The organism is Prevotella sp. P4-51, from assembly GCF_002251455.1.
GTDB lineage: Bacteria > Bacteroidota > Bacteroidia > Bacteroidales > Bacteroidaceae > Prevotella.
Map to the genome: position 1 here is coordinate 18255 of NZ_NPJM01000055.1, position 25397 is coordinate 43651.

The following is a 25397-nucleotide window of genomic DNA, read 5'->3' on the forward strand; positions in this document are numbered from 1 at the left end:
AACGACTATAGATAAAGATGAAAAGAACTAAAGTAGTCGATGCCCTCAAGAGCACCGATTTCGGAAAAGAGATAAATGTAAAGGGATGGGTGCGTACCCACCGCAGCAGCAAGGCTGTCGATTTTATTGCGCTCAACGACGGTTCTACCATCAAGAACATCCAGGTGGTAGTCGACCCTGCCAAGTTTGACGCCCAGATGCTCAAGAACATTACCACCGGAGCCTGCATCAGCGCCGTGGGTACACTGGTAGAGAGCCAGGGTGCCGGCCAGACTGTAGAAATCCAGTGCGAGCAGCTCGAGGTCTATGGCCTCTGCGGCAGCGACTATCCCATGCAGAAGAAGGGCCAGACCTTTGAGTATATGCGCCAGTACGGCCATCTGCGCCTGCGCACCAATACCTTCGGAGCCGTGATGCGCATCCGTCACAACATGGCTATGGCCATCCACACCTACTTCCACGAGCACGGGTTCTTCTACTTCCACACTCCGCTCATCACCGCGAGCGACTGCGAGGGTGCCGGCCAGATGTTCCAGGTCACCACGATGAACCTCTACGACCTCAAGAAGGACGAGGATGGCAAAATCAACTACGACAACGACTTCTTCGGCAAGCAGACATCACTCACCGTGAGCGGACAGCTCGAGGGTGAGCTCGGTGCTACTGCCCTGGGTTCTATCTACACCTTCGGCCCCACCTTCCGTGCCGAAAACTCCAATACTCCACGCCACCTGGCTGAGTTCTGGATGGTAGAGCCCGAGGTGGCGTTCATCGACCTCGCCGACCTGATGGACCTCGAGGAAGACTTCATCAAGTACTGCGTCAACTGGGCGCTCGAGCACTGCAAGGACGACCTCGAGTTCCTCAACAAGATGATAGACAAGACTCTCCTGGAGCGCCTCCATTCGGTTGTGGCCGAAGAGTTTGTGCGTCTGCCTTACACCGAGGGTATCAAGATACTCGAAGAGGCTGTCGCCAACGGTCACAAGTTTGAGTTCCCCGTAAGCTGGGGTATGGACCTCGCCAGCGAGCACGAGCGCTTCCTCGTCGAGGAGCACTTCAAGAAGCCCGTCATCATGACCGACTATCCTAAGGAGATCAAGGCCTTCTATATGAAGATTAATGACGACGACCGCACCGTGCAGGGTACCGACGTGCTCTTCCCGCAGATTGGCGAGATTATCGGCGGTAGCGTGCGCGAGGAGAACTATGACAAGCTCATCGGCGAAATCAACCGTCGCAACATCCCTATGAAGGATATGTGGTGGTATCTCGACACCCGCAAGTATGGAAGCTGCCCCCACGGTGGTTTCGGCCTCGGCTTCGAGCGCCTTATCCTCTTCGTGACCGGTATGCAGAACATCCGCGACGTGATACCTTTCCCACGTACTCCCAAGACAGCCGAATTCTAAGAGCGCGCCACTGCCTCTCGGACTATAGATATAAAGAGCCGGTAGAGAACTATTCTCCACCGGCTCTTTGGCGTCTTGGGCTGGCGTAGGGATGTACTATGTCGCCGTGTACATGCCCGCTATTTGAATATCTCTGGAAAATTCCAGTACGGGAACATCATATTGTCGTTGCCGAACATTATCATCCATGCCTTTCCTGCCTTGTCAGACACATAGACTTTGGCAATGGGAAATTCTCCCCAGTCAGCCCCCTTCTTGCAGTATAGTTTGACCACATATTGTTGCGTTCCCAAGTATTCCTTGCGGTCTTTGTCTTCTCCTTCTCCCTTGATGTTATAGGTAGAGATCTCCGACCTGCCGCAGTATCCATACTTGGAGTAGTATTTGCTGAACTTAGGGTTCTTGTAGATGGTCAGGGCTATCTTGGTGAGCTCTGTTTGGCGCTGCGTTTCGTCCATAGACGAGAAGGTCTGGCCCAGCACGCTTTGGCTACCGGCTATGAGTAGCAGCGATGCAATGATGGTTCGGATGAAGTTGGTCATAATTGTAACGTTTTAATTGTTATTGTATTATAGGTTATGAGTTATTGTCGCTATGTCATTTGCAAATATAGCGTTTTTGCATGAATTGGTGTCCGAATTGATGCAAAAAGTTTGCAAAGAGCCGTGGTTTTAAGATAATTCATCTTTTCAGGTGCCTGGCTTTGCCTTCTCGCGCGCGTGTACGCGTATAATATAATAAGGTGAAAACCCACAAGACTTGCCACGCGCCCGCGCCCCCGACTGGCGACAGTCCCAACGCAGCGCAGCAGACACAGCGTGCTGGACGATGTCGCGACGGTATCTGTATGGGCATCCATGCTGCTTGCAGCGCTCGTGGTCGAGGCGATGGGGCGGGATGCGGTAGGGCTCAGAGCGATAACGAAGGTCGAAAGGGTAGTGGGGTTGCGCAAAAAAGTTGTGCAAAAACGCGTGTAGTTAACAATAATTAACGGGGGGGGGGTGAATACAACGAATAGGAAATAACCTTAAATTTGCAGCGTACGATAGATACAAATCGACAATCCAATGCCATGCGTGTCAATTGTCTACAACTTTTAGCCAAGGATTTGAACCGATAACTCTAACCGATATGAAACGACTGACTTACATCATCACGCTCATGCTAATCGCCTGGATGCCCGTCACAGAGTCCAGGTCGCAGAGTCATGTGGTCAACACCCATTTCAGCGTCTTCTTTCCCGTGGGCAAAACGGTGCTCGATACTGCCTATACCAGTAACGGCTGTAGTCTGTCGGCTATGCTCGACTATCTGTCAGCGGTGCGCCGCGACAGCAGTCTTTCGCTTTTGAATGTCCAGATTACGGGTATGGCGTCGCCCGAAGGCAGTTATCAGACCAATCGCCGTCTCGCCAATCGCCGTGCCCAGGCTCTGGCCTCATGGCTTCGTGCTCATACCGATACAGAGTTGCCCCTCGTGTTGGCAGACAATATGGGTGTGGGCTGGTCGTTGCTCGATACCCTCACCCTCGATAGCCCCAGACTGTCGCCCTACACTGCGTCGATGGCGCATATCCTGTCGCTCGACTCTACCCAGGTCGCCTATCACCGCGGGCTGACGATAGACCGCCGCGTGCTGCTCCTGCGCCGCGCCCAGGGTGGCCGACTCTGGCCCATACTCATGCGCGATGTCTATCCCCAGATGCGTATGGCACGTGCCGAGGTCGACGTGGCACGCGTAGAGACACCCCCCACCATCGTATGTCCGGCTCCCGAACCCATGCCCGAGCCTGCGCCAGCCGCTCCCACGGTAGTGCCATCTACGGCAGACACTGTGGCGACGGCGGCAGAGACTCCCTGTCAGCGCCATATCATCCTCAAGACCAATGCCGTGGCTTGGGCGTTTCTCATCTCCAATATCGCCATTGAGATGGATGTCGCCCCTCATTGGTCGGTGGCTCTGCCCGTGAACTTCTCGGCATGGAACTATTTCAGCAACAGCCGCAAATACCGCACCTTCTCGCTCTATCCCGAGTGTCGCTATTGGCCCTCAGCCTGCAATATCGGCTTCTTTGTGGGAGCCCATCTCGGCATGGCTTACTACAATGTGGCTTTTGGCGGACGCTACCGCACCCAGGACCGTGGCGGTCATCGTCCGGCGCTCGGTGGTGGCGTGTCGGCAGGACTGCGACTCCCCGTCAGCCGCAACCGTCGTTGGCAGATGGAGCTCTCTGCCGGTGTTGGCGTCTATTCGCTCAACCACGACAAGTTCTACAACCAGCCCAACGGCCTCAAGGCATATACCGAGAACAAGACCTACACGGGTATAGACCAGGCTTCGCTGTCGCTCTGTTATGTGTTTGACTTCAAACGAGGGAGGAAATAATGATGCCAAACCAGTCCACTATACTCCGCCGCCTCTGCTGCCTGCATGCAAGGATGCTGCTGGCAGTGCTGCCGCTGCTCCTTGTGGGATGTGGAGTGCATGAGTTTCCCGACGTGCCCGACACGGCGAAGGTCAGTCTGCATCTGCGGTTTGATACCGATATGCCCCAGGTCTACTACACCCTCTCGCGCACTGGCGCCCCCGTCCAGATTACCTCTGTCCGCACCCGTGGCACGATGAGATACATCATCCGTCTCTATCCTCAAGCCTCTGCTGCCCAGGCAATTCCCGTCCGCGAATACATCGTGCGTCGCGACGTCAGCCAGGGCTATGATGCCGATATAGACCTCGACGCCCCTGCCGGCAGCTATCGCGTCATGGTGTGGGCCGACCTCTCTGAGGATGATGCCGGCGTAGGTGGCTTCTACGACGCTTCCGATTTTTCCAGCATCAGAGCCCTCACGCCCTATCAGGGCAGCACCGACTACCGCGATGCGTTCAGAGGTGAGGCCGAGGCTGTCGTCGCCACCAGCACCAGTGAGCAGGCGCCCGTCGGAGTCACCGTGCAGATGACCCGCCCGCTCGCCAAGTTTGAGTTTGTGGCCAATGATGTGCGCCTCTTTATCGAGCAGCAGTCGGCAGCCATAGCCGGCCATACGCCCGTCGACCCTTCTACGGGAGCCGCGACGCCTGCCGTAGACCTGGATATGTTCACCGTGCGCATCATCTACAACGGCTACGCACCCAACACCTATAATATATTTACCGACAAGCCCACCGACGCCATTATGGGAGTGGTCTGCGACGGCCGCGTGGAGCGCCTGTCTGCCGACGAAGCCTCGTTGGGGTTTGACTATGTGCTCGTCAACGGCCACGCCTCCGAGGTCACCGTGCAGTTGGGCATCTACGATCGCCAGGGTCGTCAGGTTTCGCTCTCCCGCGCTGTCAACGTGCCGCTCCAGCGCAGCCGCCATACCATCATTAGAGGCGAGTTTCTCACCCAGACTGCCACAGGTGGCGTAAGCGTCAACCCCGGTTACGACGGCGAGTTCAATGTCTTCTACTGACATTCCCCTTACCATAGAACAACTAATTCACATTGTTTTATATATCAATTATCTTAATCATCTAAATTATTTACAAAATGAAAAAAGTAACTATCTTTGGAATGTTTGCCGCTCTGATGCTGGCAAACTCGTGTTCGGACGACAACAATGTCCCGCAGGCAGACAGCAGTCTTGCCCAGGTAACGTTCAAGGTAAGCGCCGATGGTGCCCTTACCCGTGCTATCAGTGACGGCACCACCGTCAATGAGCTTGTCTATCGTGTGTTTGACAAGAATGGCAACCCCATTACCGCAAAGCCCCTCGTTAAAGAGTCTGCAACCGACCTCCGCTCCGGCCATACGGTAGCGCTCACCTTGGCAAAGGGCCAGACCTACAAGGTAGCCTTCTGGGCCCAGAAAGCCGGAAACACTGCTTACACCGTGAATGACAACATGCAGGTTGCGGTCAACTACAGCGGCGCCAACAATGACGAGAGTCGCGACGCATTCTTCAATGCCGTTGAGATAACCGTCAATGGCGATGTCGCTCAGACCGTTGAACTCAAGCGCCCCTTCGCCCAACTCAATGTGGGTACTACTATAGCAGACTGGAATGCAGCTGTAGCTTCGGGCGCTACTTTCGACGAATCAAAGGTGACCGTGAAGCAGGCAGCCACTACGCTGAATGTACTTGACGGCAAGGTATCTGGCGCCGCCGATGTCAACTTTACCTATGCTGCTAAGCCTGGCGAGTCCCTGAAGGTCGATGCCGATGGTGATGGCACTAAGGAGGATTACGAGTATCTCTCCATGAGCTACATTCTGCCCAACGACGCTACCGACGGTACCCAGAAGACCCTGGCTTCGGCTGAATTTACCTTCAAGACAGCATCCGGCACCGAAATCGTAGTCAAGAACGGTCTGCAGAACCTGCCCCTCCAGCGCAATTACCGCACCAATATCGTGGGCAACATCCTCTCTGGTACTACCACATTCTCCGTAGTGGTCGACCCTGCTTTCTCCACTCCTGACCACAACACCACCTACCGCATGGTACATGCTTCGACCCAAGCCGAGATGACTGCTGCTGCCTCTCAGCCCAATACCGTTGTGAAGTTGGCTGCCGGCAACTCCTATACTCTCTCTACTGCACCTGCCGACGGCGTGATATTCTCCAGCGACAATGTCGCTACGACCACAATCAGTATTCCCGCCGCTGTAACTGCCACGAATGTTGCGTTTGAGAATGTCACCGTAGCGTCGCCCAATGCCAACTATACAGGTATCCAGCATGCTACCACGGTGAAGTACAAAGGCTGCGTGATTACCGGCCAGCCCTTCTCTTATGCAGCTGATGCTTCATATGAAGACTGTAAGTTTGAGCAGACCGCGAGCGACTGTTACAACATCTGGACCTATGGTTCATCTAACATTACCTTTACCCGCTGCACCTTCAACTGCGCCGGCAAGAGTGTGCTCATCTACAACGAAGGTTCCATAACAGGCCAGACAGCCACATTCCAGGACTGCACCTTTAACGCCTCGGCTTCCGTTGCAGGCAAGGCTGCCATAGAGATTGACAGCTCTCTCCCCGCAGGCGTAGGCACTCCCTTCAAGGTGGTTATCAACAACTGCACAGCTGCCGGATTTGCCAACGGCTCTGTCAGCGGCAACTCGCTGTGGAACGAGAAGAAGGGTACCAAGGCTACCGTCATCGTCGACGGTGTTACCGTGAAGAACCCTTCATAGACTGATATAATCCCAAGACCTTAGGGTCTCTACTCTGCGACGGGCTGCCAACTGCGAGAGCGTGCTGGCAGCCCGTATTCTGTAGCAATTCATTCCTTGTAATACTCAGTACATTAGTAAATTATCATAAATTACCGCGAGTCATGTCAAAAAACTCAACAAGTATGTCTTTTTGTCCGATAGTTTCAGTAACTTTGCATCCGAATTTAAGGTAACATTTGATGCAAGACATTAGGAATATTGCAGTGATTGCACACGTCGACCACGGAAAAACTACGCTGGTCGACAAGATGATGCTCGCCGGAAAACTCTTCCGTGAGGGCCAGGATAATAGTGGTGAGGTGTTGGATGCTAACGATTTGGAACGTGAGCGCGGTATCACCATCCTCTCCAAAAACGTTTCTATCAACTGGAAAGGTGTTAAGATAAATATCCTCGACACGCCGGGTCACTCCGACTTCGGTGGCGAGGTAGAGCGTGTGCTCAATATGGCCGACGGCTGTCTGCTGCTCGTCGACGCCTTTGAGGGCCCTATGCCCCAGACCCGATTTGTGCTGCAGAAGGCGCTGCAGTTGGGCTTGAAGCCCATCGTGGTGGTCAACAAGGTAGACAAACCCAACTGCCGTCCCGAGCAGGTCTATGAGATGGTGTTCGACCTTATGTGCGACCTCAACGCCACCGAAGACCAGCTCGATTTCCCTGTCGTTTATGGCTCTGCCAAGAACGGTTGGATGTCGGCAGACTGGACCAAGCCTACCGACAATATCGAATATCTGCTCGACGAGATACTCGAGAAGATTCCTGCTCCACGCCAGTTGGACGGAACGCCCCAGATGCTTATCACTTCGCTCGACTATAGCAGCTACACGGGTCGTATCGCCGTGGGCCGCGTGCATCGTGGCGTGCTGCGCGATGGTATGAACATCACCATCTGTCACCGCGACGGCAGCAAGGAGAAGACCAAGATTAAGGAGCTGCATACCTTTGAGGGTATGGGTCACAAGAAGACCGCCGAGGTATGCTCTGGCGACATCTGTGCCGTTATCGGTCTCGAGCGTTTCGAGATTGGCGACACCATCGCTGACTTCGAGAACCCCGAGCCTCTTCCACCCATCGCCATCGACGAGCCTACGATGAGTATGCTCTTCACCATCAACGATAGTCCTTTCTTCGGCCGTGAGGGCAAGTTCTGCACCTCGCGCCACATCAACGACCGACTGCAGAAGGAGCTGGAGAAGAACCTCGCGCTCCGCGTCGTTCCTGTCGAGGGCTGTACCGACCGTTGGATTGTCAGCGGCCGTGGTGTGCTCCACCTCTCTGTGCTCATCGAGACCATGCGCCGCGAGGGCTATGAGCTCCAGGTAGGTCAGCCACAGGTTATCTACAAGGAGATAGACGGCCAGAAGTGCGAGCCCATTGAGGAACTCACCATCAATGTGCCCCAGGACTTCTCCAGCAAGATGATTGACATGGTTACTCGTCGCAAGGGCGAGCTCGTGGGTATGGATACCGAGGGCGACCGCGTCAATATACAGTTTGAGATACCCTCCCGCGGTATCATTGGTCTGCGTACCAATGTGCTCACCGCCTCTCAGGGCGAGGCCATCATGGCCCACCGTTATAAGGAGTATCAGCCGTTCAAGGGCGAGATTATTCGTCGTACCAATGGTTCGATGATAGCCCTCGAGACGGGTACCGCCTACGCCTATTCGATTGACAAGCTGCAGGACCGTGGCAAGTTCTTCATCGACCCGGGCGAGGAGGTATATGCCGGCGAGGTTGTGGGCGAGCACGTTCATGACAACGACCTGGTCATCAATGTCACCAAGGCCAAGCAGCTCACCAACGTCCGCGCCAGCGGTAGCGACGAGAAGGCCCGTGTCATCCCCAAGGTGGTGATGAGTCTCGAGGAGTGTCTGGAGTATATCAAGGGCGACGAGTATGTCGAGGTGACACCCAAGAGCATGCGTATGCGCAAGGTGCTGCTCGACCATCTCGAGCGTAAGCGTGCCAACAAGGAGTAACTGCCTCACCATAGGCATCCTATAGACTGCGTCTGTCGCGGCTCTTGCCCGTCAGACTGCCGGCGGCAAGCCCATCCCGCCGGCTGCAATCCCAAGCTGTGTCAAGCTATCCTGTCGATAGCTTGGCACAGCTTCTTTTTGTGCCAGACAGAGGTACAACAAAAAAGGATGCCCATCCTTGCGGACGGGCATCCTTGTATGGGTCTTTCGACCAACCGTTGCGTTGCGATTACTTACGCAGACCGAGAGCCTTGATGATGGCGCGGTAGCGGTTGATGTCGATGCGATAGAGATAGTCGAGCAGCGCGCGACGCTTACCTACGAGCTGAGTCAGTGAGCGGGTGGTAACGAAGTCCTTGCGGTTCTGCTTTACGTGCTCAGTGAGGTGAGCGATACGATAGGTGAACAGAGCAATCTGGCTCTCGGCAGAACCAGTGTTCTTGGCGTCATTACCATACTGTGCGAAGATCTCTTCTTTCTTAGCTTTGTCTAAATACATGATTATAAGTTGATTAATTGTTGTGCTATTACATCCATCGGGCGCCTGCTGGCCTTAATCACAACCGGCCACGCCTTCGAATGCATCGGATTTTCCGAAATTGCGGTGCAAAGGTACTGCTTTTTGCGCTAACTGCCAAGCATTTTGCCGATTATTTTGTTTACAGCTGCCACAATCTCAGTCTTTTTGCGCTACGAGTCTTATGCCTCCGTCCTCCATGACGATGAGTCTGCGTCGGTATAGGTCACCGATGGCCTTCTTATAGACCTTCTTGCTCACCTCGAAGCGCGCCTTGCCTTTCTATCTGTTATTCCTGTTGCTTGTTGGCGTTGTGCCCGTACTTTATAGACGCTATCTCTTGCCTTCTCAGTTGCCCACGACGGCTTGCGATTCATTTTTTGCTTATAGACAATATCTACTCGATGGCCGTTTCTCTTGATGCCTGTTATATAGTCGGGGCTGAGAAGGGGTTCGTATAACGTCCCGATGGGAAGAGACTGGTAGTAAACGGTGTCATTCTTATGTATAGTGATACCTTTACGCCTTATAAAGTCCTTCCATGCCATTGCTTTTACATCGGCAGGAAGTTTGAAAAGTATCATTGTCTTTACTCCCATTCTCTTGTATTTCTCTTCTACTTTCAGCCAGCCCATATAGGTTATCTCTGAAGAATGAAATAACGCATCACTTGTTAGATATCTCTTGCCGTCATGTGTCTCGATAGTGAAAAGGACAGAGTTGCTAACCCTCTGTTTCTCTCTGAAATCCCTTTGGGCATAGATATAACAGGTGAAGGTAGATAAAAGGATAAAGGGCAATAGCTTCCTCATCTTGTTTTCATACTTTGTCTATCAGTCTTATGCCTCCGTTCTCCATGACGATGAGTCTGCGTCGGTAGAGGTCGCCGATGGCCTTCTTATAGACCTTCTTGCTCACCTCGAAGCGCGCCTTTATCTCCTCGGCATCGCTCTTGTCGCCCAGTTCGCAGTATCCGTCGTGCTGTTGCAGCCAGTTGAGCAGCGTCTCCGAGAAGTCGAGTGTCTGCTGGCGGCCTGTGGGCTGCAGCGTGAGGTCTATCTTGCCGTCGGGGCGCACGCAGGCGATGTAAGCCTTCATGCGGTCGCCCGTCTGCACGTGCTTGAATATCTGGTCGCGGTAGATGAGGCCGGCATACTGGTTGTCGATGATGACCTTGAAGCCCAGATCGGTCTTCTGCCATATCATGATGTCTACCTCGTCGCCGGCGTTGTATGTGGGCTTTTCCTTGTTGAGGTATTTCTCCACCTTCGCCGTAGCCATAATGCGGTAGCTCTCTTCGTCGATGGTCACATAGACGATGTACGACGAACCTATCTCCATGCGGCGTTTCTGTTCGCGGAAGGGGCAGAAGAGGTCTTTCATCAGGCCCCAGTTGAGGAAGGCGCCGTATTCGTTCACCCACGAGCACTCGAGGTAGGCAAAGTCGCCCGGCTTAGCCAGCGGGTGCTCGGTGGTAGCCACGAGGCGTTCGTCCTGGTCGAGGTACAGAAACACGTCGAGTTCGTCACCTATCTTATAATCTTTGGGTACATAGCGTTTGGGCAGCAGTATCTCGCCCTCATCGCCTCCGTCGAGGTAGAGTCCGAAGTCTACCTCTTTCACTATTTTCAGCAGGTTATATGCTCCCAGTTGTATCTTCTCCATTGTCTTCTTGATTTGGTGTTTCGGTGTGGATGATCATGCCGTCCCTCAGGTGGATGGTGCGGTCGGTGATGGCAGCCAGCTGTTCGTCGTGGGTCACGATGACAAAGGTCTGGCCCATCTTCTCGCGCAGGTCGAAGAAGAGCTGGTGCAACTCCTGCTTGTTCTTGCTGTCGAGCGAGCCGCTGGGTTCGTCGGCCAGTATCACGTCGGGGTCGTTGACGAGCGCTCTTGCCACGGCGATGCGCTGCTTTTCACCTCCTGAGAGTTGGGCGGGCTTGTGCTGCGCCCGCTCTTCGAGTCCCATAAACTGCAGCAACTGCATGGCTTTCTCGCGAGCCTCGCTCTTGCTTGTTCCGGCGATGAGGGCGGGAATCATGATGTTTTCGATGGCGGTAAATTCGGGCAGAAGCTGATGGAACTGGAACACGAAACCGATATGACGGTTACGGAAATCGCTCAGCTTGTTCGACTTCAGACGGCTTACCTCTACGCCGTCGATGCACACCTGTCCGCCATCGGGCTTGTCCAGTGTGCCTATTATCTGCAGCAGTGTGGTCTTGCCGGCACCGCTGGGGCCGACGATACTCAGTATCTCGCCCTTGTCGATGTGCAGGTCTATGCCCTTGAGCACCTGCAGCGAGCCGAAACTCTTGGTTATGCCTTTGATATCTATCATAGTGTCTGTCTTAGTTCTTGTGACGCCAGTGCTTGGCTATCCAGTTGTGTATCATGTCATAAGCGCTGTCTTCCTCCGTGTGCTGTGGCTGGGCGAAGGTCATCTCGTCCATGGTGCCTCCATACTGGTCGGGGAAGATTATCATCAGGTTGGTGCCGTTGAAGTAGTGCTCTATCTCGTAGGGCAGCTTCTCCTGCGCCGACTTGTACGACACCGTGCCCTTGCGGGCTGTCACCACCACAAACAGGTGGTCGTCGGCAATCGTCGTAGCCAGATGCGGCAACTGGTTCCAGTGGTTCATGCTTATGTATTCGGCCCTGAGCGCGGGGTGCTGGTTGCGCACCCATTCGGTAATCAGTGCCATGGTGTCTTCGCGGGCGTGGTAGGTGATGCGACATTCCAGGTTCTCAGCCATACGGGCCAGTCGTTCCATCCATCGATAGAATCCAGGCTCATACTGGGCCCTCGACGGCACAGCCACCTGTATGCGGCGCAGCGTGGAGAGCGGCTGGTTGAGGCGCGCCATGATAATCTGGCAGTTGAGTCCGTTGAAGAGACTCTGGTGGAAGTTTCCCCAGAATTTGTTGGACTTGTCGGCGTGCATGTGCATGCCTATGAGTATCTCCGAAGCCTGAAACTCCTTGAAGGCATGCTTGATGCCGTTGGCTATGTTGGCGGCTATGCGCACCTGAGTCTCCATCTGCACGTCTGCTGATGCGGCATGGCGCACCAGATGTTCCAGCAGCTTCTGCCCCTCTTCCTGGTTCTGCATCAGGTCGGCGTCGTCGTAGACCACGTTGAGGCCTACGATGGGCGTCTTCAGCTTGGGATTGCGCATCATGAAGGCCATTGACATCAGCAGGTCGGCATACTCGGGATATTTCACCGGCACCAGTATCTTCTCGTTGTCCTTGCTGGGGTTCTTGGGTGCATACTCCTTGTCGCGGAACACTATCTGCTGCGCCGCCCTGTCGGTGACGATGGTCGAGATGACGCAGGTGAAGAGTATCATCAGCACCACGCCGTTGAGCAGCGTGTCGTCTATCATCGATACGCCTCCGGGCGAGGTCAGCTTCATGCCCGTCATCAGTATGGCTATGGCTCCGGCGGCATGTGCCGAGGTGAGACCAAACATCATGTTGCCCGATGTCCACGGCAGCCGCAGTGCCACCGATGAGATGTAGGCTGCCAGTGCCTTGCCCAGCGTGCCAAAGATGGTAATCACCGCTGCCACCCAGATGATTTGCCCTCCGGTGAAGAGCAGTCTCACGTTGATGAGCATGCCCACACCTATCAGGAAGTAGGGGATAAACAGGGCGTTGCCGATAAACTCGATGCGGTTCATCAGCGGCGACAGGCGGGGTATGTATCTGTTGAGTATCAGTCCGGCAAGGAATGCGCCGAGGATGCCTTCAAGCCCAGCCAACCCCGACAGCACGGCACTCATGAAGAGGATGGCGAGCACAAAGATAAACTGCATCACCGAGTCGCTGTACCGGCGCAGAAAACAGCGCGTCAGCCTCGGTATTACCATACTCATAAACAGGCAGAGCGCCACGGTCTTGGCGGCAAACAGAGCCCAGAACCCTATGCCGCTGTCGCCCTGGTGTATGCCCACGATGGCTGCCAGCGCCATGAGCGCCATGAAGAGCGACAGCATCGACGACCCCACGCTCAGCGCCACACTCGGTTTGCGCTGCAGACCATAACGTCCCACGATGGGGTATGCCACCAGCGTGTTTGAAGCCATCAGACAGCCCAGCAGCAGACAGGTCTGCACCGGATAACCCAGTATCCAGCGCGCAGCGCCACCCGTGAGCAGTGCCGGCAGGATAAAGGTGAGTATGCCGTAGATACCCATCTGACCCTTCGTACGCTTCACGCCCTCCATATCCATCTCCAGGGCGGCGAGGAACATGATGTAGTACATGCCCACCTTGCCGAAGAGCTCGAAAGAGGCGTCGCGCGAGAGTATATTCAGACCGTAGCTGCCTATCGCCATACCCGCCAGCACCATGCCGATGATGTGGGGAATACGCAACTTGCCCATGATGATTGGCGCAAAGAGGATGATGAGCAGCACGACAAAGAATATGATTGTCGGGTCGGTTATGGGGAAATATTGGGATAAATCGGGCATAGCTCTCTGTGACGTATAAATCTACTGCAAAGGTCCGAAAAAAATGTCACATTTGATGATAAAATCCCTAAAAATTAACTGATAAGTGCCCCAAATGTTGTAATTTTGCACACGATAACAGATAATCAATAAGAAATAAACAAAATGAAAGTAGCAATTGTGGGCGCGAGTGGCGCCGTTGGACAAGAGTTTCTTCGTATTCTCGCTGAGAGAGAGTTTCCCATCGATGAGCTGGTACTGTTTGGCTCCAAGCGCAGCGCAGGTACCAAATACGCTTTCAAAGGTAAAGAGTACGAAGTCCAGCTGCTCCAGCACAACGACGACTTCCGCGATATAGATATAGCCTTCGTTTCTGCCGGTGGCGGCACTTCCAAGGAGTTTGCCGAGACCATCACCAAGCACGGCGCGGTGATGATAGACAATTCCAGCGCCTTCCGCATGGACGAGGACGTGCCACTGGTAGTGCCCGAGGTCAATCCCGAGGACGCCCTCAACCGCCCCCGTGGCATCATTGCCAACCCCAACTGCACCACCATCATGATGGTCGTAGTGCTGCAGCCCATCGAGAAGCTCAGCCACATCCGCCGTGTCCATGTCTCTTCTTACCAGAGCGCCAGCGGTGCAGGTGCCGCAGCCATGGCCGAACTCGAGCAGCAGTACCGTGAGGTTCTCACCGAGGGCAAGGTAAAGACCATCAACAAGTTTCCCCATCAGCTGGCCTACAACGTCATTCCACAGATTGACGTGATGACCGACAACGACTATACCAAGGAGGAGATGAAGATGTATCATGAGACCCGTAAGATTATGCACAGCGACGTGCGCACCAGCGCCACCTGTGTGCGCGTCTCTTCGCTCCGCTCCCACTCCGAGTCTGTGTGGATAGAGACCGAGCGTCCGCTCACCGTCGACGAGGTGCGCTCTGCCATCGCAGCAGCTCCCGGTTGCACCCTCGAGGACGACCCCCAGCACTATGTTTATCCCATGCCGCTTGAGAGTGCGGGCAAGGACGATGTCTTCGTAGGCCGCGTGCGCCGCGACCTGGCCGACGACCATGGCATCACCCTCTGGCTTACCGGCGACCAGATACGCAAGGGCGCCGCGCTCAATGCCGTGCAGATAGCCGAGTATCTCGTCAAGGTGGGCAATGTGAAGTAAAGCCCCACGCTGATATACCATCGGGCCACCGCCAGCCATCCTGTAGAGAGCAGTAGGGCAGGCGGTGGCTTTTTCTTTGCCTCTACCACGGGGGAGGTAAGGGCAGCGCCCCGTCAGAGAAAAAATATGGGCATGGGGTGTAATAATAGCGCCCCACCGTCGTCTTGTAAGAAAAAGACAATGAAAACAGAGATGACCGACAGACAACTGGTGACGCTCGTGCTGGGCGGCAAGACCCAGGCTTACAGCGATATCGTGAGCCGACATTCGGCCCTGGTCTTTGCCAAGGCCATGGGCGTGGTGCGATGTCGTGACCTGGCTGCCGAGATAGCCCAGCAGACCTTTGTGCGCGCCTATACCCGGCTTGCCGACTGGCATGGCGACGACTCCATCGCGCCGTGGCTCGCCATGATAGCCGTGCGCCTGTCGCTGACCTATCTCGACACCGCCCGCCGCCGTCGTGCCGGTCAGTTGGACCACGATGTGCCCTACGAAGACTATTCCCCCGAGCACGAACGCCGCCTGCAGCGCATGGAGCAGGCTGTCTCGCAGTTGGGCGAGCCCGACAGGAGCATCGTGCAGCTGCATTACTACCGCCACCAGACCACCGCCGAGATAGCCGCCAGGCTCAGTCTCACCTAGGCCAATGTGCTGGTGCGGCTCAACCGTATACGTCAACGATTAAAGAAACAACTGGAACATGGAGAAGATGAATGAACAAGAGTTTGACCGCCTCATCAGCGAGGCGGTAGAGCGGCAGATGCTGCTCTCGGATATCAACACCAGGGTGATGACCGAGGTAAGACGCTCGGCACGCCGCACCCTGCTGCGCCGTTGGGCGCGCGTGGTGGCTTTTGCCTTTGGCATGCCGCTGCTGGTCTTTGTCGTCGGCGTCTTGTCAGACAGCGTGGCTTCGGCGTCCACTCCCGTCGTCGCCGTGTCTATGGCAGTGGCGGCAGTGACTACCCTCGTGGCTGTCGTCCGCGTCATCTGCGATTTTTCTGTCACCAGAGTGTAATAATTTGTCTGCATGCCGGTCTTTAGGTAAAGCAATGACAACAACAGTATTAACAACATTAACACATTAAGCATTATGGATTGCATTATGGATTTAAAACAAATCGTCGGCATCATTATGGTGTTCTCCGTCCCCCTCTCGTTGATTATCGGTCTGGTCTACTACCTTGTAGACATGAAACGCAACGCTTTCAGACTGCGTAGCGAAATCATCAGCGGCGGTGTGGACTGCGACACGGCACGCTTACTGCTCGAGGAGACCGGGCGCCGTCACTCTCTCTCGTTCGCCACCCTGCGCCTGGGTCTGCTGCTGTTCTTTACAGGCATCGCAGCCGTGCTGGCCCGTGTGGCTGACTTCACCATACTCACCCTCTGGCTTACGGCAGCCATAGGCGGCGGCGTAGGCTTGCTCATCGCCTTCGTCATCGAGTGGAAGATGGTAGAGAAGAAGTAGGCGTCTCTCCGCGCCATAACGGTTACAAGCATCAGTCCCGGGCAGCAGGCAGTTGTCCGGGATTTTTCTATTTCCTCCGTCGCCGAGGTGGCGTCCTCTGCTCCCGCGTTGGCGTCTTTTGCTCCCGCGCTGGCGTCAGTCTAAGTATATCTGCCGCCCATAGCAGCCAACTCTCTGGCGATGTCTTTATTTATCATTTCGTGGTTTGATACCACTATTTCGGGGCTTGCCGTAATCATTGCAAGTCCCGATTTCTCTATTTCATGCCCCGCCTCCAGCTTATATGCACCCCCCATCACCATTGATAGCCACGCCGCACCCGCCGCCATAACGCCCGCCGTCGCAGACGGTCACATCGGCGGTTCGTGACGGATGATACGTGGTCACGTGCCTTATGATACGGGCTCACGTAACAAACGGCACGTGAGCCCGTAACAACCGTCACGAGCCGCCAAGGACGATTAGGGCATGGCGGAACACAATTCGCCGATGGCGCAGTTCCATCGGCAGCGCTGGGGCGAGGCCCATCGGCGCGATGGCGTGTGTCGCGTTTATGGGGAATGTGGTGAGGGTGTAACCCAAAGTAGAGGCGTGCAGTGGATATGCCCATGACAGTGATACAAGTAGCCCATTGTGGATGGTACGCACCCCTGGCAACTCTGTAGGAGTTGCGATTTCATAGCCCAGGGTTGAGGCGTGCAGCGCCTCTACCCTGGGTGCTGATACACAAAGGGATAGCAACTCTGTAGGAGTTGCGTTTAGCCGAAGGCGTTATTATCAGTTTGATGGTATTTCCCTACACATTTCAGCCCTTTGTCCTGCTGTGGGTAACGCCTGCGGCTAATCGCAACTCCTACAGAGTTGCCAAGTTAGTAGGGCTGCTACCCAGGGTAGCGGTCTTCGCCCGCAACCCTGGGCTGGGGAATCGCAACTCCTTCAGAGTTGCTGCTGCTTGTGGGTTCCTCGTTTGTATCATTCCCCACGTTGCTGCTGCTTGCGGGCTCCTCGTTTGTATCATTCCCCACGTTGCTGCTGCTTGTGGGTTCCTCGTTTGTATCATTCCCCACATTGCTGCTGCTTGTGGGCTCCTTATTTGTATCATCCCCACTTAACTGCTGCTTGCGCACACCTCTTGTCAATACCTGGACAGGGTGGACTCCGCTGCCCCTGCTGGCGCCAACCGTGGGGCTGTGCTTTACTCCCTTTACACCTTATTATATTATAATGCGCGCGACTGTAAGGGCGGGCGCCATTTTTTCATGAATAAATAGGTTAATATCAAAAAAAATTAATACTTTTGCATGAATATAACATGTTATAGATGTGGACAAGAATAAATTCGGACTACTAAGCCAAATAAAATACCCTTCTGACCTGCGCAAGTTGGATATAGACCAGTTGGCAGAGGTTTGCAGCGAGCTGCGCCAAGACATTATCGACGAGGTGTCGGTCAATCCCGGTCACTTTGCCTCGAGTCTGGGCGTCGTTGAGATTACCGTTGCCCTGCACTATGTCTTCAATACCCCCGACGACCGCATAGTGTGGGATGTGGGTCATCAGGCTTATGGTCACAAGATACTTACAGGACGTCGCGACACGTTCTGCACCAACCGTCATCTGCACGGCGTCCGCCCGTTTCCCTCCCCATTGGAGAGCGAGTACGACACTTTCGCCTGCGGTCATGCCTCCAACTCCATCTCTGCCGCCCTCGGTATGGCGGTGGCTGCCCGCAAGACCGGGCACGACGACCGTCATGTGGTGGCCGTCATCGGCGATGGTGCCATGAGTGGCGGTCTGGCCTTTGAGGGTCTCAACAATGTCTCGTCGACCCCCAATGATCTGCTCATCATCCTCAACGACAACGACATGAGCATAGACCGCGCTGTGGGTGGTATGGAGAAGTATCTGCTCAATCTCGACACCAATGCCACCTATAACAAGATAAGGTTCAAGGTGGCCCGATGGCTCGAGGACAATGGCCATCTGAGCGACCGCCGCCGCAAGGGCATCATACGACTCAACAACGCCATCAAGTCGGTGCTGAGCCATCAGCAGAATATCTTTGAGGGCATGAACATACGCTACTTCGGTCCCTTCGACGGTCACGACGTCAAGGAGGTGGTGCGCCTGCTGCGCCAGCTCAAGGACATGAAGGGCCCCAAGCTGCTGCACCTGCATACCACCAAGGGCAAAGGTTACAAGCCCGCCGAGGACGAAGCCACCATCTGGCACGCTCCGGGCCGATTTGATGCCGAGACCGGCGAGCGCATCGTGAGCGACTCGTCTAACAAGCCTCCCAAGTACCAGGATGTGTTTGGTGAGACCCTGCTCGAACTGGCACAGATGAACGACCGCATTGTGGGCGTGACACCCGCCATGCCCACCGGCTGCTCGATGAACATACTGATGAATGCCATGCCCGACCGCGCCTTCGATGTGGGCATAGCCGAGGGCCACGCCGTGACCTTCTCGGGAGGTATGGCCAAAGACGGTCTCCAACCCTTCTGCAATATCTACAGCTCGTTTGCCCAGCGCGCTTACGACAATATCATTCACGACCTCGCTCTGCTCTCGCTGCCCGTGGTGCTCTGTCTGGACCGCGGCGGACTGGTGGGCGAGGACGGCCCCACCCACCATGGCGCCTTCGATATGGCGGCGCTGCGCCCCATCCCCCATCTCACGATTTGCTCGCCCATGGACGAGCACGAACTGCGCCGGATGATGTACACCGCACAGCTCCCCGACATGGGTACGGTGGTGATACGCTATCCCCGAGGCGCTGCCGAGCACAACGACTGGCGCTGCAAGCTCGAAGCCATCGAGGTGGGCACCGGCCGACGCATGCACGAGGGTCACGATGTGGCAGTGCTCACCATCGGCCCTATAGGCAATGTGGCTGCCGAGGCAGTGGCTGAGGTTGAGGCTGAGGGCCAGCTCACTGTGGCCCATTACGATATGCGCTATCTCAAACCCATCGACGGCGGCATACTCGACGAGGTGGGCCAGAGGTTCAGCCGCGTCATCACCGTGGAAGACGGTGTGAGATGCGGTGGTCTGGGAACGGCTGTCACCGAATGGATGGCCGACCATCACTATACGCCCGAGATTGTAAGGCTGGGCCTGCCCGACGAGTTTGTCGAGCACGGCACCGTAAGCGAACTGCGCCGCATCGCGGGTATAGACAAGGCAACGATTATTCAACATATTAAAGGATGAAAATCATTATTACCGGTGCCTACGCCATAGGTACCCATCTGGCACGACTGCTCTCGCGCAACCACGAGGACATCACGCTCATAGACCCCGACCCCGACCGGTTGGCACGTATCGGCAGCGACTACGACCTGCTGACGATGGTGGCCGACCCCGACAGCATACAGGCCCTCACCGATGCCGGCGTGGGCCACACCGACCTCTTCATCGCCGTAACCCCTGACCAGAGTCTCAACCTCAACTGCTGTATCCTGGCCAAGGCACTCGGTGCCCACAAGACCGTGGCGCGCATAGACCGCGCCGAATATATCGAAGACGACAAGCGCGAACTCTTCGTCAGACTGGGCGTCGACGAACTCATCTACCCCGAGGTGCTCGCTGCCCGTGACATCAACAACGGTCTCAAGATGTCGTGGGTGCGCCAGCGTTGGGATGTGCACAACGGAGCCCTCATCCTGCTGGGCATCAAGCTGCGCGAGGGATGCGAGATACTCAACCGTCCGCTCCGCGAGCTCTGCGGTGCGCAGGACCCTTACCACGTGGTGGCGGTGAAGCGTGGCCTCGATACCATCATCCCTGGCGGTAACGACGTGCTGCAGCTCTACGACCTGGCCTACTTCATGACCACGCGCCAGTTTATCCCCTACATCCGCAAGATAGTGGGCAAGGAGCAGTATGCCGATGTCAAGAACGTGATGATTATGGGCGGTGGCAATACAGCCGTCAACGCCGTCAAGGGCATGCCCGAATACATGGATGTCAAAATCATCGAGAGCAGTCTGGAGCGCTGCGAACAGCTCAACGACATGCTCGACAGCCATAAGGCGCTCGTCATCAACGGCGACGGCCGTGACCTGTCGCTGCTCACCGAAGAGAGCATCAACAATACCCAAGCCTTTGTGGCGCTCACAGGCAACACAGAGACCAACATCCTGGCCTGCCTCACCGCCAAGCGAATGGGCGTGAGAAAGACCGTGGCTATGGTCGAGAACCTCGACTATGTAAGCATGGCAGAGAGCCTGGATATAGGTACCATCATCAACAAGAAGGCCATCGCCGCCAGCCGCATCTACCAGATGCTGCTCGATGCCGATGTGCTCAATGTCACCTTCCTCATGTCGGCCAATGCCGATATCGCCGAGTTTATCCCCAAGGAGAACTCCAAGATTACCCAGAAGCCCGTATACGAACTGGGACTGCCACAGGGCATGACCATCGGCGGACTGGTAAGAAACGGCGTAGGTATGCTGGTGTCGGGTAACACCCAGATTATGGCGGGCGACACGGTGATGGTGTTCTGCCACAATATCAATATGAAAAAGATAGAGAAGTTCTTCATCTGATAGAGTGCAGCCGTTATGATCAACTGGAACATGATAAGCAAGATTATGGGAGCGCTCCTCTTCTTCGAGGCAGCCCTCATGTCGCTGAGCCTGGGCATCTCTGTCTATAGCGGCGAGGGCGACACGCCGGCGTTTGTCACCTCGGTGGGGCTGATACTCCTTGCCGCCATCGTCTTCAGGTATTTCGGACTCAAGGCGGGCAACCGCCTCTCGCGCAAGGATGCCTACATGGTCGTCACGCTGTCGTGGGTGGTCTTCAGCCTCTTTGGCTCGCTGCCCTTCATGCTGAGCGGATATGTCAACAACTTCACCGACGCGTTCTTTGAGAACATGTCGGGATTTACCACTACCGGCGCCACCGTGATAGACGATGTCGAGGCGCTGCCCCATGGTCTCCTCTTCTGGCGCTCGTTCACCCAGTGGATAGGAGGTCTGGGTATCGTCTTCTTCACGGTCGCCCTGCTGCCCTCGCTCGACGGCGGCTATGTCAAGGTGTTCTCTGCCGAGATTACGGGCCCCATCCAGACCAAGCTGCATCCCCGTCTGTCGATGGGAGCCAAGTATATATGGATGGTATATGTATGTCTGACGGCAGCCTGTGCAGGCTGCTACTGGATATTCGGCATGTCGCCGTGGGAGAGCATCAACTATGCCATGACCTCGACAGCCACAGGCGGTTTCTCCATATACAACGACAGCATGGAGAACTTCCACTCGCCCGCACTGGAATATACCTGCACCACATTCTGCTTCCTCGCGGGCATCAACTTCACCCTGCTTTACTTCACCGTGGCACGCCGCCGCATAGGGATGCTCTTCAAGAGCGACGAGTTCAAGTTCTATCTCTTCATGACGGCAGCCTGTACGGCATTCGTCATGTTCCAGCTCATGGCGTACCGCGGCTATGACGCCGAGCACGCCTTCCGTTGCGGCGCCTTCCAGGTAGTCAACTTCCTGACCACCACGGGCCTGTTCAACGACAACGCCGCGCTGTGGCCCCATGTCACCTGGGTGGTGCTGGCGGTATGTATGTTTGTGGGAGCCTGCTCGGGCTCTACCAGCGGTGCCTTCAAGAGCATACGCAGTATGATGGTGCTCAAGGTGATACGCAACGAGTTGCGGCAGATACTCCACCCCAATGCCGTGCTGCCGCTGAGGGTCGACGGCGTCAATGTGCCCATCCAGAAGAGGGTGACGCTGCTGGCATTCCTCGCCACCTATGTCATCATGCTGCTGGTGGTGGCGTTTATCATGATAGCCTGCGGCATAGACCACACCAATGCCATCACCATCTGTCTGAGCAGTCTGGGCAACGTGGGTCCCTCGCTGGGTCTGGAGATAGGTCCCACGATGTCGTGGAGCCAGCTGCCCGACCTTGCCAAATGGACCTGCTCGTTCATGATGCTCGTAGGGCGTCTGGAGATATTCACCGTGCTGGTCATCTTCACCCCCACATTCTGGAAAGACAATTAGAAAACGACAAACAGTATAAAACAACAAACAATAAAGCGTATGAAACCATTAAAGTTTAAGGCTCTGTTGAAGCAGACCATCTGGGGTGGCGACAAAATCATCCCCTTCAAGCATCTCGATGACCATCTCGAGAACGTAGGCGAAAGCTGGGAAATCTCTGGAGTGCCCGGCAACGAGACAGTGGTAGCCGACGGTGAGTATGCCGGCAAGAAGCTCAACGAACTGGTAATCGAGCAGAAGGACAAGCTCGTGGGCAAGGCCAACTATGAGCGCTTCGGCGACGAGTTCCCCCTGCTCATCAAGTTTATCGATGCCCGTCAGGACCTCTCTATCCAGGTGCATCCCACCGACGAGATAGCCAAGCGCCAGGGCAAGGAGCGCGGCAAGACCGAGATGTGGTACATCATGGACTCTGACAAGGACGCCAAGCTCTACAGCGGTCTGAAGAAGCAGATTACCCCCGAGCAGTACAAGGCTATGGTCGAGGACGACACCATCACCGACGCCCTCGCCCAGTATGAGGTCAAGGAAGACGACTGCTTCTTCCTACCCGCAGGCCGCATCCACGCCATCGGCACAGGCTGCTTCCTCGCCGAAATCCAGCAGACCAGCGATGTCACCTATCGCATCTACGACTTCAAGCGCAAGGACAAGGACGGCAACTACCGCCAGCTCCACACCAAGGAGGCTGCCGAGTGCATCAACTACACCGTGGAGGACGACTACCGCACCCACTATGAGCACAAGAAGAACGAGGGCGTGACCCTGGTGGAATGTCCTTACTTCACCACAGCCGTCTATGACCTCGACGAGCCCATGACGCTCGACTACAGCGAGCTCGACAGCTTTGTAATCCTCATCGGTCTGAAGGGCGAAGGCACCATCACCGACAACGAGGGCAACACAGTGACCATCAGCGCCGGCGAGTCTATCCTCGTGCCTGCCACCACTGACACGCTCAAGGTCGAGGGCACTATCAAGATGCTCGAGACTTACGTATAAACCCTCATCGCACGGCCGATAGGGCCTGTACTCCCTGCCGCAAGGCAATAACAGAAAGCGGGAGGAAGCACGGTATCAGCAGATACGGTGTTTCCTCCCGCTTCTTGTATGGATGGGGATGACGGTGACGGAGGCTGTGGGCTACTCTCCGGCTGCGGTGGCTGGCGGGGTAGGGTCGGGCGCAAGGGCGGCGGGCCCGGCGGTAGCCCCAACAGTCCCGGCTGGCGCAGGGGCATGATAGGTGTCGAGGAAGTGCTGCACATCGGCACGGATGTGAGCAAAGACATCGGAGAGCACATACCCCATGTTCTTCTTGAGCATCGCCTCGACATCTTCCACACTGTGCGAGTAGCAGCTCAGCTCATTGCGGCGCTGGGTGGAGTGCATGCTGTCGCGCGAGATTTCGTTTTCGCGCTCGCGGATAAGTTGGGCGCAGATGCGCGTCATGGCTGGGCTCACCACGCGGTCGAAGAGATGATGCCCCTGTATATATAAATAGGTGGTCTGTGGCGTCACGCCCAACGAGCGCAGACTCGCCTCGACCTTGGGGTAAGCCTTGACGCCCTCGGGGTAGTTGCGGCGCAGGGCGTCGAGCCGTCTGACCACCTTGTGAGACAGGCGGGCGAGCATGTCCTGGGCATGGACGGCGGAGAAGTTGCCCATCTCGATGACCGAGAGGAAGTCGCTCATCGTGAACTCGCCGTAATGGGGCGTGCGATAGAACCATACGTTCCACACGAAGAGCGGATAGATAATCTCGGAGAAACTGCGCAGATAGCCGTTGAAGTCGAAAATGTGGTGGTCGTTGAGGGTGATAGCCACGCAGACATCGTGGAGCGACGGGGCGTAGCACTGCAGGTTCTCGATGGCATAGGCGTAGGTGTGGAAGACGTATGGGCTGTCGATAATCTGCTGCGAGGTGGGCGTGGCCTTCTGGATAAGATAGTCGTAGTCGGCATCGACGCAGGCAATCATATCACTGCCCACGCGGTCGGTCATGAGCCGCATGAGCGCCGCCTTCTTGCCACGGTTGAGCTGGCGGGAGCGCGAGGGGAGCATCACCTGGAAGTAGTAGCTGTCGGTCTCGAAGCTCGAGAGGACAGTGCGCCAGAAGAACACGTCGTCGTAGCTTTCGACATAGGCCACGATGCGGTGACGCGCCTGCCTGGAGTTGAGCCTGTTGGCAGCCGACAGGTAGTCGGAGGTGATGCTGTCTTTGAGTCGTCTACCCATTGTTGACAATAATATCGGATACCTCGGTCACACGGTCCATCCATCCGTTCATGATGACAGCCGGACTGTGGGTGGTGAGGATAATCTGTACGTTGGGGTTGAGCTCGAGGATGAGGTCTATGAGCTGCTGCTGCCAGTCTACGTGCAGGCTCACCTCGGGCTCGTCCATGAACAGCACGTAGGGCTTGTTGTCCTCGACCAGCACGGTGAGCAGGATGGCGAGTATCTGCTTCTCGCCGCTGGACAGCTGATAGGGCAGTAGCGTCTCGCCGATCTGCGTGAACCGAATCTCGTTCTCTGTGCGCACAATCTTCTTGCCCGTGTCTGCGAAGAGTCTGTCTATCATGTCCTGGAACTTCTTCTTGGGCTCACTGATACGCTGGGCTTCGGCGGCACCGTCGCAGCCGCCCTGTTGGAGCACGCTGATGATGCGGTTGCCAATGTTGACCTGGTAATCGAGGTAGCGGCGCTGCAGTTGGAAGAGTTGCCAGTCGAGCTCGGTGACCAGAGAGATGTCGACCTTGGTGAGCATGTCGGCGTTGAGCAACGGCCTGTCGAACGAGCGTATGATATCGTAGCGTATCCATTTGGCGTCGGCTGGGCTCACAGTGAGGTGGACGCCCTTGAGCATGTGGCTGGGAAACTCGCCGCCGGCGGCGAGGCCCTTGACCACCTTGTTGAGGATGGTGCTCTTGCCCACGCCGTTGACGCCGCTCAGCACATTGACGCGGCGGTCCAGTTGCCACACGACATGACGCTGCCCGCTCCACAGCGACTCTATCTCTATCTCCTTGATGTAATCGGCATATTTCTGCATGATGATACAGGTTAAGTTTTCGCACAAATTTACGAAAAAAAGCCTTGCCTTGCACCCATTTATGGCTTATTTGT

The 25397-nt window shown here is 55.7% G+C and carries 23 protein-coding genes and 1 pseudogene; 13 read left to right on the forward strand and 11 right to left on the reverse strand.

What is annotated here, in order from left to right; translation table 11 throughout:
* Window positions 1-17 precede the first annotated feature (17 nt).
* A complete protein-coding gene (gene asnS, locus CIK94_RS08350; RefSeq protein ID WP_022311674.1) occupies window positions 18-1412 on the forward strand; it encodes an asparagine--tRNA ligase in 1395 nt (464 codons plus the stop codon).
* A gap of 119 nt (window positions 1413-1531) precedes the next feature.
* Here the strand turns inward: asnS and CIK94_RS08355 are convergent, their stop codons facing one another.
* Both CIK94_RS08355 and CIK94_RS14070 read right to left on the reverse strand, forming a co-directional pair.
* Window positions 1532-1954, reverse strand: a complete 423-nt coding sequence (locus tag CIK94_RS08355; protein WP_094422588.1) for a hypothetical protein — start codon at window positions 1952-1954, stop codon at window positions 1532-1534.
* 147 nt (window positions 1955-2101) lie between these two features.
* On the reverse strand, window positions 2102-2377 hold the full coding sequence (locus CIK94_RS14070) for a hypothetical protein (protein WP_144008353.1): 276 nt from the start codon (window positions 2375-2377) through the stop codon (window positions 2102-2104).
* Window positions 2378-2543: 166 nt separating this feature from the next.
* Here CIK94_RS14070 and CIK94_RS08360 point away from each other — a divergent pair, with 166 nt between their 5' ends.
* The 4 genes from CIK94_RS08360 (at window position 2544) to typA (ending at window position 8615) form a co-directional block, all read left to right on the forward strand.
* A complete protein-coding gene (locus tag CIK94_RS08360; protein ID WP_094422590.1) occupies window positions 2544-3797 on the forward strand; it encodes a DUF3575 domain-containing protein in 1254 nt (417 codons plus the stop codon).
* Window positions 3797-4864, forward strand: coding sequence for a DUF6562 domain-containing protein (locus CIK94_RS08365; RefSeq protein ID WP_094422592.1), 1068 nt, complete (start codon window positions 3797-3799; stop codon window positions 4862-4864). Before CIK94_RS08360 ends, CIK94_RS08365 begins: the two co-directional genes overlap by 1 nt.
* A gap of 77 nt (window positions 4865-4941) precedes the next feature.
* Entirely contained in the window at window positions 4942-6591 is a 1650-nt protein-coding gene (locus tag CIK94_RS08370; RefSeq protein ID WP_144008354.1) for a DUF6562 domain-containing protein, read from the forward strand.
* Window positions 6592-6812: 221 nt separating this feature from the next.
* Window positions 6813-8615 (forward strand): translational GTPase TypA, encoded by a 1803-nt coding sequence (gene typA, locus CIK94_RS08375; RefSeq protein WP_094384907.1) that lies wholly within the window; start codon window positions 6813-6815, stop codon window positions 8613-8615.
* Between the two features lie 229 nt (window positions 8616-8844).
* Here the strand turns inward: typA and rpsO are convergent, their stop codons facing one another.
* The 6 genes and pseudogenes from rpsO to CIK94_RS08400 form a co-directional block, all read right to left on the reverse strand.
* The gene (gene rpsO, locus CIK94_RS08380) at window positions 8845-9114 is read right to left on the reverse strand and encodes a 30S ribosomal protein S15 (protein WP_022311668.1); all 270 of its coding nucleotides are present in this window, start codon (window positions 9112-9114) and stop codon (window positions 8845-8847) included.
* A gap of 177 nt (window positions 9115-9291) precedes the next feature.
* A pseudogene (locus tag CIK94_RS14075) lies at window positions 9292-9408 on the reverse strand (GntR family transcriptional regulator); the annotation flags it as partial.
* Entirely contained in the window at window positions 9390-9944 is a 555-nt protein-coding gene (locus CIK94_RS08385) for a hypothetical protein (protein WP_094422596.1), read from the reverse strand. The pseudogene CIK94_RS14075 and the gene CIK94_RS08385, both read right to left, overlap by 19 nt.
* A 7-nt stretch (window positions 9945-9951) precedes the next feature.
* The gene (locus CIK94_RS08390) at window positions 9952-10797 is read right to left on the reverse strand and encodes a S1 RNA-binding domain-containing protein (protein WP_022311666.1); all 846 of its coding nucleotides are present in this window, start codon (window positions 10795-10797) and stop codon (window positions 9952-9954) included.
* A complete protein-coding gene (locus CIK94_RS08395; protein ID WP_094422598.1) occupies window positions 10769-11473 on the reverse strand; it encodes an ABC transporter ATP-binding protein in 705 nt (234 codons plus the stop codon). The genes CIK94_RS08390 and CIK94_RS08395 overlap by 29 nt, the downstream gene beginning before the upstream one ends.
* A gap of 10 nt (window positions 11474-11483) precedes the next feature.
* On the reverse strand, window positions 11484-13613 hold the full coding sequence (locus tag CIK94_RS08400; protein WP_094422600.1) for a cation:proton antiporter: 2130 nt from the start codon (window positions 13611-13613) through the stop codon (window positions 11484-11486).
* A 144-nt stretch (window positions 13614-13757) separates the two neighbouring features.
* Here CIK94_RS08400 and CIK94_RS08405 point away from each other — a divergent pair, with 144 nt between their 5' ends.
* The 4 genes from CIK94_RS08405 (at window position 13758) to CIK94_RS08420 (ending at window position 16242) form a co-directional block, all read left to right on the forward strand.
* Window positions 13758-14771, forward strand: a complete 1014-nt coding sequence (locus tag CIK94_RS08405; protein WP_022311663.1) for an aspartate-semialdehyde dehydrogenase — start codon at window positions 13758-13760, stop codon at window positions 14769-14771.
* A 180-nt stretch (window positions 14772-14951) separates the two neighbouring features.
* Entirely contained in the window at window positions 14952-15413 is a 462-nt protein-coding gene (locus CIK94_RS08410; RefSeq protein WP_158216546.1) for an RNA polymerase sigma factor, read from the forward strand.
* Window positions 15414-15471: 58 nt separating this feature from the next.
* The gene (locus tag CIK94_RS08415; protein ID WP_022311661.1) at window positions 15472-15789 is read left to right on the forward strand and encodes a hypothetical protein; all 318 of its coding nucleotides are present in this window, start codon (window positions 15472-15474) and stop codon (window positions 15787-15789) included.
* A gap of 87 nt (window positions 15790-15876) precedes the next feature.
* Window positions 15877-16242: a hypothetical protein gene (locus tag CIK94_RS08420; protein WP_144008355.1), complete on the forward strand. Its 366-nt coding sequence runs from the start codon at window positions 15877-15879 to the stop codon at window positions 16240-16242.
* A 140-nt stretch (window positions 16243-16382) separates the two neighbouring features.
* Here the strand turns inward: CIK94_RS08420 and CIK94_RS14640 are convergent, their stop codons facing one another.
* Window positions 16383-16571: a hypothetical protein gene (locus CIK94_RS14640; protein ID WP_094422604.1), complete on the reverse strand. Its 189-nt coding sequence runs from the start codon at window positions 16569-16571 to the stop codon at window positions 16383-16385.
* A gap of 994 nt (window positions 16572-17565) precedes the next feature.
* On the opposite strand from CIK94_RS14640, the gene dxs reads away from it, so the two are divergent.
* The 4 genes from dxs to CIK94_RS08450 are packed head-to-tail and all read left to right on the forward strand — an operon-like array spanning window position 17566 to window position 23273.
* Window positions 17566-19458 (forward strand): 1-deoxy-D-xylulose-5-phosphate synthase, encoded by a 1893-nt coding sequence (gene dxs, locus CIK94_RS08435; protein ID WP_094422608.1) that lies wholly within the window; start codon window positions 17566-17568, stop codon window positions 19456-19458.
* Complete coding sequence (gene trkA, locus CIK94_RS08440; protein WP_094422610.1) at window positions 19455-20798, forward strand: Trk system potassium transporter TrkA; 1344 nt, start codon at window positions 19455-19457, stop codon at window positions 20796-20798. Before dxs ends, trkA begins: the two co-directional genes overlap by 4 nt.
* 15 nt (window positions 20799-20813) lie before the next feature.
* Window positions 20814-22271, forward strand: a complete 1458-nt coding sequence (locus CIK94_RS08445) for a TrkH family potassium uptake protein (protein ID WP_094384920.1) — start codon at window positions 20814-20816, stop codon at window positions 22269-22271.
* Between the two features lie 39 nt (window positions 22272-22310).
* A complete protein-coding gene (locus tag CIK94_RS08450; RefSeq protein ID WP_094422612.1) occupies window positions 22311-23273 on the forward strand; it encodes a type I phosphomannose isomerase catalytic subunit in 963 nt (320 codons plus the stop codon).
* Between the two features lie 141 nt (window positions 23274-23414).
* Here the strand turns inward: CIK94_RS08450 and CIK94_RS08455 are convergent, their stop codons facing one another.
* Both CIK94_RS08455 and CIK94_RS08460 read right to left on the reverse strand, forming a co-directional pair.
* Window positions 23415-24506, reverse strand: a complete 1092-nt coding sequence (locus tag CIK94_RS08455; protein WP_094422615.1) for a DUF4435 domain-containing protein — start codon at window positions 24504-24506, stop codon at window positions 23415-23417.
* On the reverse strand, window positions 24499-25323 hold the full coding sequence (locus CIK94_RS08460) for an AAA family ATPase (RefSeq protein WP_022311201.1): 825 nt from the start codon (window positions 25321-25323) through the stop codon (window positions 24499-24501). Before CIK94_RS08460 ends, CIK94_RS08455 begins: the two co-directional genes overlap by 8 nt.
* Window positions 25324-25397: the final 74 nt, after the last annotated feature.

What these genes read in the sequence shown, in the direction of transcription:
- CIK94_RS08355 (WP_094422588.1), bottom strand. Translation starts at nt 1,954, where the DNA reads ATGACCAACTTCATCCGAACCATCATTGCATCGCTGCTACTCATAGCC.
- asnS (WP_022311674.1), top strand. Translation starts at nt 18, where the DNA reads ATGAAAAGAACTAAAGTAGTCGATGCCCTCAAGAGCACCGATTTCGGA.
- CIK94_RS08405 (WP_022311663.1), top strand. Translation starts at nt 13,758, where the DNA reads ATGAAAGTAGCAATTGTGGGCGCGAGTGGCGCCGTTGGACAAGAGTTT.
- typA (WP_094384907.1), top strand. Translation starts at nt 6,813, where the DNA reads ATGCAAGACATTAGGAATATTGCAGTGATTGCACACGTCGACCACGGA.
- CIK94_RS08360 (WP_094422590.1), top strand. Translation starts at nt 2,544, where the DNA reads ATGAAACGACTGACTTACATCATCACGCTCATGCTAATCGCCTGGATG.
- CIK94_RS08445 (WP_094384920.1), top strand. Translation starts at nt 20,814, where the DNA reads ATGATCAACTGGAACATGATAAGCAAGATTATGGGAGCGCTCCTCTTC.
- CIK94_RS08450 (WP_094422612.1), top strand. Translation starts at nt 22,311, where the DNA reads ATGAAACCATTAAAGTTTAAGGCTCTGTTGAAGCAGACCATCTGGGGT.
- CIK94_RS08410 (WP_158216546.1), top strand. Translation starts at nt 14,952, where the DNA reads ATGAAAACAGAGATGACCGACAGACAACTGGTGACGCTCGTGCTGGGC.
- rpsO (WP_022311668.1), bottom strand. Translation starts at nt 9,114, where the DNA reads ATGTATTTAGACAAAGCTAAGAAAGAAGAGATCTTCGCACAGTATGGT.
- CIK94_RS14640 (WP_094422604.1), bottom strand. Translation starts at nt 16,571, where the DNA reads ATGGCGGCGGGTGCGGCGTGGCTATCAATGGTGATGGGGGGTGCATAT.
- CIK94_RS08460 (WP_022311201.1), bottom strand. Translation starts at nt 25,323, where the DNA reads ATGCAGAAATATGCCGATTACATCAAGGAGATAGAGATAGAGTCGCTG.
- CIK94_RS08455 (WP_094422615.1), bottom strand. Translation starts at nt 24,506, where the DNA reads ATGGGTAGACGACTCAAAGACAGCATCACCTCCGACTACCTGTCGGCT.
- CIK94_RS08400 (WP_094422600.1), bottom strand. Translation starts at nt 13,613, where the DNA reads ATGCCCGATTTATCCCAATATTTCCCCATAACCGACCCGACAATCATA.
- CIK94_RS08395 (WP_094422598.1), bottom strand. Translation starts at nt 11,473, where the DNA reads ATGATAGATATCAAAGGCATAACCAAGAGTTTCGGCTCGCTGCAGGTG.
- CIK94_RS08365 (WP_094422592.1), top strand. Translation starts at nt 3,797, where the DNA reads ATGATGCCAAACCAGTCCACTATACTCCGCCGCCTCTGCTGCCTGCAT.
- CIK94_RS08415 (WP_022311661.1), top strand. Translation starts at nt 15,472, where the DNA reads ATGGAGAAGATGAATGAACAAGAGTTTGACCGCCTCATCAGCGAGGCG.
- trkA (WP_094422610.1), top strand. Translation starts at nt 19,455, where the DNA reads ATGAAAATCATTATTACCGGTGCCTACGCCATAGGTACCCATCTGGCA.
- CIK94_RS08370 (WP_144008354.1), top strand. Translation starts at nt 4,942, where the DNA reads ATGAAAAAAGTAACTATCTTTGGAATGTTTGCCGCTCTGATGCTGGCA.
- CIK94_RS08390 (WP_022311666.1), bottom strand. Translation starts at nt 10,797, where the DNA reads ATGGAGAAGATACAACTGGGAGCATATAACCTGCTGAAAATAGTGAAA.
- CIK94_RS08385 (WP_094422596.1), bottom strand. Translation starts at nt 9,944, where the DNA reads ATGAGGAAGCTATTGCCCTTTATCCTTTTATCTACCTTCACCTGTTAT.
- CIK94_RS08420 (WP_144008355.1), top strand. Translation starts at nt 15,877, where the DNA reads ATGGATTTAAAACAAATCGTCGGCATCATTATGGTGTTCTCCGTCCCC.